Raw genomic sequence first — 13,020 nt, forward strand, 5'->3', positions numbered from 1 at the left:
CTCCGATTCGACGCTTAACGACTGAAACAGCGCTTCGAGGGGTTCACAGATGTCTCGCTCTCAAGGTGCCGCAAATAGCGGGTGGCCACCACAGCGCTACCCGGCGGCTGAGCCCGATCCCCGCACGGGTGGACACCCGGCGCAGCGCCCGCAGGCCGCCCAGCAGGCGCCGCAGTACGCGGCGCCGCAGCAGCCGTCGGCACCATCGTATCCGCCGCAGCAAGGCTATCCGCAGCAGGCATACGCTGACCCGCAGGGTCGCCAGCAGCCCGCATACGCGCCTCAGCCGCAAGCATCGCATCAGCAGCAGGTGCGTCAGCCGCAGGCCCATCCGCAGCAGCAGCAGCCGGCCTACCACTACCCTGCCCAGCAGGCGGCCCCGCAGCCGCAGTACGCGCCGCAGCAGCATGTGCCCCAGTCCGCGGTGCCGCGCACCGCTCCGCCGACGCAGCCCAGCCGCCAAGCGCTGAGCAGCCTCGACAGCGCGCGCAATGCCCAGCCGACGCACGAGATCGAAGGGTTCCCGCGCACGCAGCCGCCGCAGTACGCCCGTGCGCAGCAGCAGCAGCCGGCGCCCGCTCCGGTACAGCGCGCCCAGTATGCGGCGCCTCAGGCGGCACCCCAGTACGCCGCTCCCCGCGCGCCCGCTCAAGCACCGGTGCAAGGCTACGACGCTTGGCCCGCGCAGCACGCCGAGCATGATCCCTATGCCCAGCCGGCAGCGGACTATTTTCAGGCCGACGCAGGCTACGCTGCCAACAGCAACCAGTCACCGTTCGACACGCTGCAGCAGGCCGACTGGTCAATGCCAGGCGCGGGCTACGATGATCCGCTCAGCGACCCGCAGGGCTATGGCCACGCGCAACTGGGTTACGATCAGTCTCACGGCAACGCGCTTGAGCCGACATACAACCAAAACGACGCGGGATACGAGGTCGAAGAGCCTCGCCGAGCCAGCTGGACAATGCGCATTGCTGGCGCAGTGGTCGTCGCTATCGGCCTCGGCTACGGATTGGCCCAGGCCTATAAATCGCTCGTCGGGCCGGCCCCAGATGGAGCACCACCGGTCATTGCCAGCGACGCTTCTCCCGCCAAGGAGAAGCCGCTCGACCCGGGCGGCCGCCAGTTCTCGCACACCGACAGCAAGGTCCTGGGGCGTCTCGGCGAAGAGGAGAGCCACGCCGGCGGTCTTGCTCTCTCTGAGACCGAGGACAGCAGCGCCAATGGCGCTCGCCAGGTAAAAACGCTGGTCGTCGGTCGCGATGGTTCGATCGCGCCGCCGTCCGCCCCTGCTGAACCGGACACCCCCGTTTCCGTGCCGGGCCTCACCGTCGTCGACGCCTTCGGCACTGACTCCCGTCCGGCCCCGCAGCGGGTCGCGGCGACCGAGCCTGTTCGCCAGCCCGATCCAGAGCCCGCCGCCGCCCCTCCACCGCCGCGCTCGGGCGTCAATGTGAAGACCACGCGGGTCATCCCTTCCTCGACCGCCAGCCTGCGCGACGATGAGGCCCCAGCCGCCGCGCCGCCCAAGAAACAGAAGGTTGCCGCGACGGATGCATCGTCGAGCAGCAGCGCAGCCACTGGTGCCAATGGCTACGTCGTGGTGCTTGCCTCGGTGCCGGCTTCCAGCACCAGCCGGCTTGATGCACTTCGCAAGTTCGCTGACATGCAGCAGCAGTACGGGCCCGTTCTCGGCAACAAGACCCCGGACGTCCGTGAGACGACCTTGGCTGGAAAGGGGCCGTATCACAGGCTCCTCGTCGGACCACCAGGCTCCCGGACCCAGGCAAACGAGCTGTGCACGCAGCTCAAGGCCTATGGTTACAAGGACTGCTGGGTTACCGCTTACTAAGGACCATGGCGCTGGCGCGCTCGACGGGTGCGCCACGCGATGCTAGGTCCCGCGCATCTGAAGCAGCCATTGGATAGGTGATGCGCACCGCCCTTATCGTCGGAGCCGCCGGCACCGAGCTGTCGCCCGACGAAGTCCGGTTCCTCAAGGACGCCCGCCCGGCGGGGTTTATCCTCTTTGCCCGAAATTTGAAGGATCACGCGCAGATACGCGCGCTGATCTCCGATGTGCGCGCGGCCGTCGGCGCGGACGACGTTCTGGTTCTCATCGATCAGGAGGGCGGACGCGTGCAGCGCCTGCGCCCGCCGCTTGGCCGCGCGTTGCCGCCCGCAGCGGCCTACGGCGCCCTATACGCAGGCGATCGCGAAGCAGCTCTCGCAGCCGCCTTCGAGGCTACTCGCCTGCTTGCTGCCGATCTCGTCGACCTCGGCATCAATACCGATTGCGCGCCTGTGCTCGACCTGCCCGTCCCGGGCTCGCATGACATCATCGGCGACCGCGCTTATGGGCGCACCGTCGAGCAGGTCGTGGCGCTCGCCAAAGCGGTAGCAGATGGCTTCATGGCCGGTGGCGTCGTGCCGGTGATCAAGCACATTCCCGGTCACGGCCGCGCCACCGCTGATAGCCACTTGGCGCTGCCGGTCGTCACCGAGACCCGCGAGGAACTGATCGCCTCGGATTTCGCCCCCTTCAAGGCCCTGAGCCATTTGCCGGCGGCGATGTCCGCGCACGTCGTGTTCCGCGCCATCGATCCGGATGCGCCGGCCAGCACCTCGTCCGTTGTCATCCAGGACGTCATCCGCGGCCTGATCGGCTTCGACGGCCTCCTTATGAGCGATGACCTCAGCATGAAGGCGCTTTCCGGTCCGATGCGTCAGCGCGCCGAGGCGGTCATTGCCGCCGGCTCCGATCTCGCGCTTCACTGCAACGGCGATATGGCCGAAATGGTAGACGCCGCAGAGGGTTCCGGCCGCCTCGAAGGGCGCGCCAAGGAGCGCTTTGATACAGCCCTTAACATTACTAAAGCCACGCAGCCGTTTGATTCCGCTGCGGCCGAGGCGCAACTGGCCAAGGTCCTTGCGTTTGCGGCCGGTTCTGCTGAATCAGTGTAAGCTCAACACTATATTGTTGGGGATCTGACGCGGCCGCCCGCGAGCGGCTGATTGAGGGCCACCGGGAAGCGATGAGCACCGAGCCGCAAAACGAAGAGAACGAAGCTACCTCGGCCTGGGATGAGCCGGCTGTTGACGCACGCGTCGACGATGAAGACGCTCTTATCGTCGACGTGGGCGGGTACGAAGGCCCGCTCGACCTCCTGTTGGCGCTCGCCCGCACCCAGAAGGTCGATCTCGCGAAGATCTCCGTCCTGGCCCTAGCCAACCAGTATCTCTTGTTCATCGCCGAAGCCCAGAAAGTGCGCCTTGAGCTTGCCGCTGACTATCTCGTCATGGCCGCTTGGCTGACCTTCCTCAAATCGCGACTGCTGCTTCCGCGAGAGACCCCGCAGGGCGAGGAAACCAGCGCCGAGGAACTGGCCCGCCGCCTGTCGTTCCGCCTGCTGCGCCTTGATGCCATGCGCGAAGCCGGCGCCCAGTTGATGACGCGCATGCGCCTTGGCCGCGATGTCTTCCCGCGCGGCATGCCTGAAGGCACGCGCACCATCCGCGAGACCGAATTCACCGCCAAGATCTACGACTTGCTGCACGCCTACGCCGATCAGCGCCGACGCACCATCAAGGTGGGCCACGTCGTCAAGGTCCGGCCCGTCTGGTCGATCAAGGATGCGCGAGTGCGGCTGGAGCGGATGCTCGGCAATGCGCCATCGCCTGGCGATTGGCTCGCCTTCGAGCGCTGCATGCTGCAGATGGCCAAGGAGCACGAGAACGGCAGGACGGTCGTTGCCAGCGCGTTCGGCGCAACGCTGGAGCTGGCGCGCGAGGGCCAGCTGGAGCTGCGCCAGGATGGCCCATTCGAGCCGATTTACATGCGTTCGCGCAAGGACGGCAGCGGGCACGCCGAGGCAGAATGGCAGCGGATAGCCTGATCAAAATGAACCCCGTGTGCGTTCCGGACATCCGATGACGAAAGAGAAGCGCATGGAACCGCCACGCTTGAGCCTGGTGCCCAATAGCCGGGAGGATAGCGATAGCGCGTCCGACGACGCACACGCGCCCGGTTCGCTTCCGCGCAACGTCGCCGCACTTCCCTTTGCCGATCACCGCGAGAAGCTGCGCATCCTCGAAGCCTTGCTGTTCGCGGCATCCGAGCCCTTGGACGAAGCCAAGCTGGCGGCTAATTTCGCAGACGGCGAGAACATCGCCGCCCTGATCGAGGAGCTGCGCGCTTTCTACGCCGGCCGCGGCGTTAATCTGGTCAAGGTCGCGGGCAAGTGGGCGTTCCGCACCGCCGAAGACCTCGCCTACTTGCTCGACCGCTACGCGACGCAGGAAAAGCGCCTGTCGAAGGCAGCTCTCGAAACCCTGTCGATCATCGCGTATCACCAGCCGGTGACGCGCGCCGAGATCGAGGACATCCGTGGTGTCACGACATCTGCGGGCACGCTCGACATCCTGCTGGAAACGGGTTGGGTGCGCCTGCGCGGACGCCGCCGCGCCCCGGGACGGCCCGTCACGTACGGCACCAGCGATGCCTTCCTCGTCCATTTCGGCCTCGAGAGCATCAAGGACCTTCCGGGCCTCGCCGAGCTGCGCGCGTCAGGCTTGCTCGATGGCAACCTGCCGCCTGACTTCACCGTGCCCGAGCCGACCGACGTCGCCGCGCTGATGCCCGACGAAGTTCCCCTTGATGAAATCGAGGAAGAAGAGCAGCGCGAGGCTGAGGAGGCAGACGAAGCTGAGGAACGCGAGGCGGAAGCAGTCGAGGCCGCCGAAGCGGAAGCTGCGGCCGAGGAGACCTTGCCCGGCGACGAGGACGCCGATAAGTCCTGATCCAGCGTCTCAAAGTGCGTAAAGAAGGTATCCCTCGTGTCATCGCTCGCTGAGAAGTCGGCCCACTCAGCCGCAAATCGCCCGCTATCCGGGGAGGACCGGGGGCGCGCCGCCGCGACCATCGCGGCCCAGCTGACCTTCGAGAATCTCGCACGCGAGTTCGACACGACCCAGGCGCTTGCCGGTTTCGACCTCGACGTAAAGCCAGCGGAGATTGTTTGCCTGCTCGGCCCGTCCGGGTGCGGGAAGTCGACACTCCTGCGCATCGCGGCTGGCATCGAAAAGCCGACCGGCGGGCGCGTCCTGATCAACGGACGGGAGGTCGCCGGCCCATCGCGCTTCGTCGCCCCGGAAGAGCGCAGCGTCGGGCTGATGTTTCAGGACTTCGCTCTCTTTCCGCATCTGACCATCGTCGCCAATGTCGCCTTCGGCTTGAAGGCTCTGACCAAGGCGGCCGCGCATCGGGAAGCGCTGGCCGCATTGAAGCGCGTCGGGCTCGCCCACCTCGCCGATGAATATCCGCACATATTATCCGGCGGTCAGCAGCAGCGTGTCGCGCTTGCGCGCGCAATCGTGCCGCGCCCCGCGGTCATGCTCATGGACGAGCCGTTTTCCGGTCTCGACGTGCAATTGCGTGATGCCATGCAGGAGGAGACGCTCTCTCTTCTGCGCGAGGCACGCGCTACATCGGTGATCGTCACGCACCATCCCGAAGAGGCCATGCGCATCGGCGACCGCATCGCGGTCATGCGCGCCGGCCGTCTGATCCAGGCCGGCACCGCCGAGACGCTCTATCACCAGCCATCCGATCTTTTCGTCGCCCGGCTGTTCTCCGAGATCAACGAACTCGCCTACAAGGTCGGCGCGAGCGGGGTAGAAACGCCCATCGGCGTGCTGCCCGCCCCCGGCCTCAACCCCGGCGAGAGCGCGACAGTTTGTATCCGCGAGCGCGGAGTTGTCCTTTCCAGCGGCGGAGAGGGGATCCCCGGCCGCGTGCTCGACGTTAAGTTCCTCGGCGACGTCTCGCGCCTCGAAGTGGCCCTCGAAGGCTTCGAAAGGCCAATTAAGGTGCGGGTTGGCGAGAGTGAGGGCTGGAGAAGCGGAGCCGAGGTCCGCGCCACGATAAATCCCGCACGCGTCCTCGTATTTCCCGCATAGCCCCGCGAAAATGAAGCCACGGTAATAACTTGGCTTTACGCTCTAGGCGGCCCGCCCTTGCAGGGCCATATGCTTTCTGCAATATCGTTTGACGCAAGTGTTGTCCCGGCGGCAACGATTGCTGCCGTAACATCAGCGGTTGCGGCTGTAGCAACTCATAAGGAGCGTATGACGATGGGCCTGAGCACCTGGCATTTGCTCATCCTTGCGCTTGTCGCGCTTCTCGTCTTCGGCGGCAGCGGGCGTATTTCATCCATCATGGGTGACATGGCAAAAGGTATCAAAAGCTTCAAGAAGGGGCTTTCTGACGACGAGGAGGGGGAAAATCCTCCGGCGCGTGGTGCCGATCCCAAGATTATCGAGCAGCGCCCGGTTGAGACCTCCGAGCGCGATAGAAGCAAGACGACGGGCTGAAGCGGCGATCGCGGCGCGCGCCACCCTTTTGGTGCGCACGGTATTGAGCGCGTCGGCAACCGGGACGACGCATGTTCGACATCACTTCCAGCAAGCTGTTGATCCTCGCCATCGTGGCGTTGATCGTCGTTGGGCCGAAGGATCTGCCGATCCTTCTGCGCACCGTTGGCAAGTATCTCGGCATGATCCGCCGGCAGGCGGCCGAGTTCCGAGGCCAGTTCGACGAGGCGATGCGCGAGGCCGAACTCGACCAGCTCAAGAAGGAATTCGAGGCGGCCGCCCGCGAGGTGCATGCCACGGTCGAGTCGGGCGCCCGCAGTCTGCAGCAGCCGGTCGACGCACCAAGCACGAAGTCCGAAACGCCGAAAGAACCACCGAAATTCGGCACGCCGCTGGCCGCGCCAGAAGCTCTCGCTTCGCAGCCTGCCGCAGAGCCGGCACCCCAACTTGCGCCCGTCGATCCGGCACCAGCAAGCCAGGAAGCTGAGACAAAGCCGGAGCCGGGCAGGGGAGCGGCATGACCGAACTTGCGCCAAGGCCCGGTCAGGAGGACATCGACGCCTCCAAGGCTCCGCTTCTCGACCATCTCGTCGAACTGCGCCAGCGGCTGATCTATTCCATCATCGCGCTGGGTATCGCGTTCGCGGTCTGCTTCATGTTCGCCAAGCAGATCTACAACATTCTCGTGCTGCCCTATCAGTGGGCGCACGGCGGCACCGATCCGATCGAGATGATCTACACGGCGCCGCAGGAGTTCCTGTTCACGCAGATGAAGCTGGCGCTGTTCGGTGCGGCCTGCATCTCGTTCCCCATAGTTGCCAGCCAGATCTATAAGTTCGTCGCGCCCGGCCTCTACAAGAATGAGCGCCGTGCCTTCCTGCCCTATCTCATCGCCACGCCCGTCCTGTTCCTGCTCGGCGCGCTGCTCGTCTATTTCCTCGTCATGCCAATGGCGATGCGCTTCTTCCTCTCGATGCAGCAGTCGGGCGGCCCGGTAGAGATCCATCTGCAGGCGCGCGTGTCGGAATATCTCGCCCTGATCATGACTTTGATCATCGGCTTCGGCATCTGCTTCCAGCTTCCCGTGGTGCTGACATTGCTTGCCCGCGCCGGACTGCTGACCGCCGATACCCTAAGGAAGGGCCGGCGCTACGCGCTGCTCGGCATCACCGCGGTTGCTGCGGTTCTCTCGCCGCCCGACCCCTTCAGTATGCTCGCGATGATGCTGCCGACGGCGGGCCTCTATGAGCTGTCGATCTGGATGGTGGACCGCGTGTCGCGCCAGGAAGCCGCAAAGGAAGCTGCCAAGAAAGCCGCATCCTCCGCCGATTGATCGCGTCTGGACCATCCTTCGTCCGGCTACTATACCGTCCCCCGACTGCGCATCTTAGCGAGCAGAGGCTGACGTGTTTGACATCAAGTGGATCAGAGAGAACCCCGAGGCGTTCGACGCCGGTTTGAAGAAGCGCGGCCTTGCGCCTCTCTCGTCCGAGCTGATCGCGCTCGATGAGGCGCGCCGCGCCCATGTCACCAAGCTGCAGGAAGCCCAGTCGCGCCGCAACGCCGCCTCGAAGGAGATCGGCAAGGCCAAGGCCGCCAAGGACGAAGCGAAGGCCGCTGAGCTGATGGCCGAGGTTGCCACACTCAAGGACGAGTTGGCGAAGGGCGAGGACGAGGAGCGTGTGCTCGACGCCAAGCTGCGTGATGCGTTGTCTGGTATTCCGAATCTTCCGCTCGATGAAGTTCCGCTCGGCAAGGACGAGCACGACAACGTCGAGGTGCGCAAGGTCGGCGCACCGACGAAGTTCGACTTCGCACCAAAGCAGCACTTCGAGATCGGCGAGGGCCTAGGCCTCATGGACTTCGCCACCGCGGCGAAGATTTCCGGCGCGCGCTTCGTCGTGCTGAAGGGTGCGCTCGCGCGACTTGAGCGCGCCATCGGCGCCTTCATGCTCGACCTGCACACCAGCGAGTTTGGTTACACCGAAAACATCGTCCCGCTGCTGGTGAAGGATCACGCCGCTTACGGCACCGGCAACCTGCCGAAGTTCGCGGAGGACCTGTTCCAGACCGTCAACGGCTTCTGGCTCATCCCGACCGCCGAAGTCTCGCTCACCAACTTCGTGCGCGATGAAATCCTCGAGGAAGCCGCGCTGCCGATGCGCCTCACCGCGCAGACGCCGTGCTTCCGCTCTGAGGCAGGCTCGGCCGGCCGCGACACGCGCGGCATGATCCGTCAGCACCAGTTCACCAAGGTCGAACTCGTCTCCATCACGACGCCCGAGGAGAGCCTCGCCGAGCACGAGCGCATGACCGGCTGCGCCGAGGAAGTGCTGAAGCGCCTCGGTCTGCCGTTCCGCACGATTATGCTCTGCACCGGCGACATGGGCTTTGCTTCGCGCAAGACCTACGACATCGAGGTCTGGCTGCCGGGCGAGAACACCTATCGCGAAATCTCGTCCTGCTCGGTGTGCGGGGACTTCCAGGCCCGCCGTATGAACGCGCGCTACAAGCCGAAGGGTGCCAAGGAAACGCGCTTCGTGCACACGCTGAACGGCTCCGGCCTCGCGGTCGGCCGCACGCTTATCGCCGTGCTCGAAAACTACCAGCAGGCCGACGGCACAGTCGTCATCCCCGAGGCGCTGCGCCCCTACATGGGCGGCCTCGCCGTCATCGAGAAGGCTGGATAGCACCATGCGCATCCTCGTCACCAACGATGACGGCATAGGCTCCGAGGGCATCGAGAACCTGCGCCGCATCGCCGAGGAAATCTCCTCCGACGTGTGGGTCGTCGCGCCGGAAAAGAACCAGTCGGGCGCCTCGCACTCGATGACGCTGCATGAGCCGCTGCGCGTGCGCCAGACTAACGCCCGCACCTTCGTGCTGCGCGGCACGCCCACCGATTGCGTGATCATGGCAGTGCGCCACTTCCTCATCGATCATCCGCCAGATCTCGTTCTGTCGGGCATCAACCACGGCTCCAACCTCGCTGAGGATGTGACTTACTCGGGCACCATCGCAGCTGCCATCGAAGGCACTATGCTCGGCGTGCGCGCCATCGCCCTGAGCCAGGTCGGCGGTTCGCTGGAGGAAGGAAAGATCCACTGGGAAACGCCGCTGACGCACGGCCCCGGCCTGATCGCACGCCTGCTCGAAAGCGAATGGCCCAAGAACATCGTTCTCAACGTCAACTTCCCCGCCTGTCCGCCCGACGCCGTCACCGGCGTTGAGATGACGCGCCAGGGCCGCCGCGATCAGGCCTCGCTGCGCATCGACCAGCGCAACGACCCTTGGGGCATGCCGTACTTCTGGTTCAACTTTGAACGCCCGCCGTCGACGCTCGTGCCAGGTACCGATCTTGCCGCCGTCGACGCGCGCCGCATCTCCGTGACGCCGCTCTGCCTCGACCTCACCAGCGAGGAGACGCGCAAAAACCTAGAGCGGTTTTTCGAGCCCGGTTTCCCGCGCAAGCGGGCAGCAGGCGGCGACCTCTAGAGACCGCACGTCGCCGCTTGTGCGTCCTGCGTTTGCCATCGCCATGCCGCGAAGTCGTCGCCGCTGCGTCGTTAACTAAGCACAAAGCCTGCTTAGCTTTAACGAACCAGCAGAGCGACCGTTGCCCCCCTTACGACGAGATTGCACTGAATTTCAGCAACCCTGCTGCCACCGTTAAGGGTCCATTAACTCCTTAAGGATTAATGGGAGGTTGGCAGTAAAGGTGCGTATCATGATGCGTTTTAAGCGTTTCCTTCGCGAAACCTCGCTTCTCCAGCCAGCGGCGCGCGCCGCCACAATTATCGTGGCGGCCATGAGCGGCGGATGCACCGCCTCTGTGTCGGGCTTCGACTTCCCGAGCTTCAGCTTGAACGACGATAAGCCGGCGCAGCAGACTGCTTCGGGCTACGGGCGCAGCAACCTCGGTAACGACAGCTACGGCAGCGGTGGGGCTCCCTACAGCGCACCCCGCAGCAACCGTGAAAGCTCAGTTGCCTCGCAGGACCTGCCGGATGCTTCGCCGTCGGCATACTCAGGCGGCCGCACGGGCACCAAGTACGCTTCGAACAATTCGCGCTACGACCAGACGAGCTACTCGGGTCAGTCCAACTACGGCTCGTCCGGCGACAGCTCGTCCAAATACAACTCGTACACCGCGAACGGCCGTTACGGCACCGTGGCGCCGTCGTCGACCGCATCGACCAATCGCTATGACCCGCAGCCGACTCCCTCGCTCGCCAATCCCGGCGACACTGTCGAGGTGCAGTCCGGCGACACGCTGTATGGCATCTCGCGCCGCCATAATGTGTCCGTCGCCGAGCTCATGCAGCTCAACAACATGACGAGCCCGAACATCAAGCTGGGGCAGAAGCTGTATCTGCCGCAGGGCGTGTCGGCGCGTCACTCGCCTGCGCCCGTGACGCAGACGGCTAGCATTCAGCCCCCGCCACCCCCATCGCCGCCCTCCAGCCACGCCGGCAACTACGGCGGCGGCACTTACACCGTGCGCCCGGGTGACTCGATCTACGGCATCTCCCGCTCGCTCGGCGTTTCTGCGGCCGAGCTGCAGCAGGCCAACGGCATTACCGATGTGCGCAGCGTGAAAGCCGGAACGGTTCTCCGAGTGCCCGGCGCCGGAAGTTCCAGCGGCGGCTACGACACCGCCCAGCAGCCGGTGCAGCACGTCGCCGTCACCCCGCCGCCGGCATCCCAGTCGCGGGCCGACTACCAGAACGCCGGACCCTCCACGGCCCAGCAGCCGACGATGCTCAACGGTGCGCAGCCGAGCACCAACTACACGCAGGTCGCAACGCGCAACGTGAACACCAACGTTGCGCCGCCGCGTCAGTCGGTTGCCTCGAACGATAAGCTGCGCTGGCCGGTCAGCGGCCGCATCATCAGCGGCTTCGGTCAGCGCTCTGACGGCACCCACAACGACGGCATCAACATGTCGGTGCCGATGGGTACGTCGGTGCACGCAGCCGAAGGCGGTACCGTTGCCTACGCTGGCTCCGAGCTGAAGGGCTACGGCAACTTGATCCTGCTGCGTCACGACAACGGCTGGGTCACTGCCTATGCCCACAACGATCAGCTCATGGTGAAGCGCGGCGACAAGGTGCAGCGCGGGCAAGTGATCGCCACCGCAGGCCGCACTGGCTCTGTAGACCAGCCGCAGGTGCACTTCGAGCTGCGCCAGGGATCGAAGCCTGTCGATCCCGTACCGTTCCTCGAAAAGCTCTGATCTTTCGCGCGTGAGGGAAAAAAGAATGGTGTCAGACCGTGAAGGTCTGACACCGTTTGCGGCGCTTGCGGCCGTCTGACCGGCTGGACCGGTACGACTCTTAGATCAGAGTCGCGTGCGTTGAAAAAGAGTCATTTGCGCAACGGACGCCTCGCGTCGCTACGCAGTCGCACGACGTTGCGCGCGCGCAGCACTCAGTCCGCTTTGCCGAAAGCTTCGCGCAACTCGTCCTTCGCCTTCTCGAGTATGCGTCGGCGCTCCTCGGGCAAATTGCTGCCTGCGCGGTTGATGTAAAAGGTGAGCATCGACATCGCCGAGCGGTAGGGATCCGACTTGCGCCGGTTGCTCCGCTCCGCGGAGCGCTTCAGCGACAGTGCAATCTTCTTCGGATCATCGAACGTGAAGACGTTCTTTTGCAGCGTCATCGCATTGCTGGTCTCTGTGACGTGCTGAGACCACTTGTCGGACGACTTGTGTGACGAGGCGGGCTTCGATTTGCGCTGGGCCGTAGCCATAAGACCCTCCACTAGAGCGGCGGACGTAGAACTAACGGCCGCAGGGCGTGTAGGTTCTCTTAATCGCCAACGCGCTCCATCAGTGCCATGGCCGCGTGCGGCGCGCGCACCTTGCCCTCATGGATGAAATAGACGAACGCGTCCCTCGGCTTCTTGGCCGGTTTCGACTTGGCGTCGATTAACGGTACATCCGCCGGATAACCGCCCTCTGACCAGGTGAGGAAGCGCTTCGCCCAGGCATCCAGCGCCTTTGCCGGATAACCTGTCTTCACCTCATCCTTACCCTTCTGCAGCCGGGCGTAGATGAAATCGCCCGTCACATCGGCGATGGCAGGGTAGGTCGCATGCTCGGCATAGACGATCGGAACTTGGTGTGCGCGCGCCATGGCCACGAACTCCGGCGTGCAGAAGCTGTCGTGCCGAACCTCGACCACATGGCGCAGCGCAGCGCTCCCTACCTTGTGCGGCAGCAGGTCCAAGAACGCGCCAAAGTCGGCGGCGTCGAACTTCTTCGTCGGCGCAAACTGCCATAGAATCGGTCCGAGCTTATCGCCCAGCTCCAGCGGGCCCGAATCGATGAAGCGCTTGATGCTGTCGCCTGCCTCGGCGAGTACGCGCCGGTTTACGGCGTAGCGCGGCCCCTTCAGCGCGAACACGAAGCCGTCGGGCGTTTCGCTGGCCCACTTCGCGAAGGTGGCGGGAGTCTGCGTCCGGTAAAACGTTCCGTTCACCTCGATTGTCGGCACGTGTTCCGCCGCATAGGTGAGCTCTTTCGCGTGAGGCAGCTTGTCCGGATAGAACGTCCCGCGCCAAGGCTCGAACGTCCAGCCGCCCATGCCCGCCCGGATCTTCCCGCGCTTTGCCATTGTCCGCCTCGCCCAGGTCCTTGGTTGGCTT

The 13,020-nt window shown here is 64.8% G+C and carries 13 protein-coding genes; 11 read left to right on the top strand and 2 right to left on the bottom strand.

The window, feature by feature from the left end:
• Positions 1-49 precede the first annotated feature (49 nt).
• The 11 genes from NDB2M4_RS15210 to NDB2M4_RS15260 all read left to right on the top strand — a co-directional run bounded on the left by NDB2M4_RS15210 (position 50) and on the right by NDB2M4_RS15260 (position 11,608).
• Entirely contained in the window at positions 50-1,852 is a 1,803-nt protein-coding gene (locus tag NDB2M4_RS15210; protein WP_072376607.1) for an SPOR domain-containing protein, read from the top strand.
• An 80-nt stretch (positions 1,853-1,932) separates the two neighbouring features.
• Complete coding sequence (gene nagZ, locus NDB2M4_RS15215) at positions 1,933-2,964, top strand: beta-N-acetylhexosaminidase (RefSeq protein WP_072376609.1); 1,032 nt, start codon at positions 1,933-1,935, stop codon at positions 2,962-2,964.
• A 71-nt stretch (positions 2,965-3,035) separates the two neighbouring features.
• Positions 3,036-3,896, top strand: a complete 861-nt coding sequence (locus NDB2M4_RS15220) for a segregation and condensation protein A (protein WP_072376610.1) — start codon at positions 3,036-3,038, stop codon at positions 3,894-3,896.
• A gap of 52 nt (positions 3,897-3,948) precedes the next feature.
• Positions 3,949-4,800 (top strand): SMC-Scp complex subunit ScpB, encoded by an 852-nt coding sequence (scpB, locus tag NDB2M4_RS15225; RefSeq protein ID WP_072378141.1) that lies wholly within the window; start codon positions 3,949-3,951, stop codon positions 4,798-4,800.
• A 36-nt stretch (positions 4,801-4,836) separates the two neighbouring features.
• Entirely contained in the window at positions 4,837-5,958 is a 1,122-nt protein-coding gene (locus tag NDB2M4_RS15230) for an ABC transporter ATP-binding protein (RefSeq protein WP_083556431.1), read from the top strand.
• 174 nt (positions 5,959-6,132) lie between these two features.
• Positions 6,133-6,372 carry a twin-arginine translocase TatA/TatE family subunit gene (gene tatA, locus NDB2M4_RS15235; RefSeq protein WP_072378146.1) on the top strand — a complete coding sequence of 80 codons (240 nt, stop codon included), beginning with the start codon at positions 6,133-6,135 and terminating at the stop codon, positions 6,370-6,372.
• A 71-nt stretch (positions 6,373-6,443) separates the two neighbouring features.
• On the top strand, positions 6,444-6,893 hold the full coding sequence (gene tatB, locus NDB2M4_RS15240; RefSeq protein ID WP_072376612.1) for a Sec-independent protein translocase protein TatB: 450 nt from the start codon (positions 6,444-6,446) through the stop codon (positions 6,891-6,893).
• The gene (gene tatC, locus NDB2M4_RS15245) at positions 6,890-7,705 is read left to right on the top strand and encodes a twin-arginine translocase subunit TatC (RefSeq protein ID WP_072376614.1); all 816 of its coding nucleotides are present in this window, start codon (positions 6,890-6,892) and stop codon (positions 7,703-7,705) included. The genes tatB and tatC overlap by 4 nt, the downstream gene beginning before the upstream one ends.
• A gap of 73 nt (positions 7,706-7,778) precedes the next feature.
• Entirely contained in the window at positions 7,779-9,062 is a 1,284-nt protein-coding gene (gene serS / locus NDB2M4_RS15250) for a serine--tRNA ligase (RefSeq protein ID WP_072376616.1), read from the top strand.
• Positions 9,063-9,066: 4 nt separating this feature from the next.
• Positions 9,067-9,867: a 5'/3'-nucleotidase SurE gene (surE, locus tag NDB2M4_RS15255; RefSeq protein ID WP_072376618.1), complete on the top strand. Its 801-nt coding sequence runs from the start codon at positions 9,067-9,069 to the stop codon at positions 9,865-9,867.
• Between the two features lie 232 nt (positions 9,868-10,099).
• Positions 10,100-11,608, top strand: a complete 1,509-nt coding sequence (locus tag NDB2M4_RS15260; RefSeq protein ID WP_072376620.1) for a LysM peptidoglycan-binding domain-containing protein — start codon at positions 10,100-10,102, stop codon at positions 11,606-11,608.
• A 194-nt stretch (positions 11,609-11,802) separates the two neighbouring features.
• On the opposite strand, the gene NDB2M4_RS15265 is transcribed toward NDB2M4_RS15260, so the two are convergent.
• Complete coding sequence (locus NDB2M4_RS15265) at positions 11,803-12,123, bottom strand: DUF3175 domain-containing protein (RefSeq protein ID WP_072376622.1); 321 nt, start codon at positions 12,121-12,123, stop codon at positions 11,803-11,805.
• A 59-nt stretch (positions 12,124-12,182) separates the two neighbouring features.
• Positions 12,183-12,989 carry a DUF72 domain-containing protein gene (locus tag NDB2M4_RS15270; protein ID WP_072376624.1) on the bottom strand — a complete coding sequence of 269 codons (807 nt, stop codon included), beginning with the start codon at positions 12,987-12,989 and terminating at the stop codon, positions 12,183-12,185.
• Positions 12,990-13,020: the final 31 nt, after the last annotated feature.

It is taken from the genome of Hyphomicrobium sp. NDB2Meth4, from assembly GCF_900117445.1.
GTDB lineage: Bacteria > Pseudomonadota > Alphaproteobacteria > Rhizobiales > Hyphomicrobiaceae > Hyphomicrobium_A.

Bases quoted from the DNA above. Each gene is read 5' to 3' on its own strand.
- NDB2M4_RS15210 (WP_072376607.1), top strand. From the start codon at position 50: ATGTCTCGCTCTCAAGGTGCCGCAAATAGCGGGTGGCCACCACAGCGC.
- nagZ (WP_072376609.1), top strand. From the start codon at position 1,933: ATGCGCACCGCCCTTATCGTCGGAGCCGCCGGCACCGAGCTGTCGCCC.
- NDB2M4_RS15220 (WP_072376610.1), top strand. From the start codon at position 3,036: ATGAGCACCGAGCCGCAAAACGAAGAGAACGAAGCTACCTCGGCCTGG.
- scpB (WP_072378141.1), top strand. From the start codon at position 3,949: ATGGAACCGCCACGCTTGAGCCTGGTGCCCAATAGCCGGGAGGATAGC.
- tatA (WP_072378146.1), top strand. From the start codon at position 6,133: ATGGGCCTGAGCACCTGGCATTTGCTCATCCTTGCGCTTGTCGCGCTT.
- tatB (WP_072376612.1), top strand. From the start codon at position 6,444: ATGTTCGACATCACTTCCAGCAAGCTGTTGATCCTCGCCATCGTGGCG.
- tatC (WP_072376614.1), top strand. From the start codon at position 6,890: ATGACCGAACTTGCGCCAAGGCCCGGTCAGGAGGACATCGACGCCTCC.
- surE (WP_072376618.1), top strand. From the start codon at position 9,067: ATGCGCATCCTCGTCACCAACGATGACGGCATAGGCTCCGAGGGCATC.
- NDB2M4_RS15260 (WP_072376620.1), top strand. From the start codon at position 10,100: ATGATGCGTTTTAAGCGTTTCCTTCGCGAAACCTCGCTTCTCCAGCCA.
- NDB2M4_RS15265 (WP_072376622.1), bottom strand. From the start codon at position 12,123: ATGGCTACGGCCCAGCGCAAATCGAAGCCCGCCTCGTCACACAAGTCG.
- NDB2M4_RS15270 (WP_072376624.1), bottom strand. From the start codon at position 12,989: ATGGCAAAGCGCGGGAAGATCCGGGCGGGCATGGGCGGCTGGACGTTC.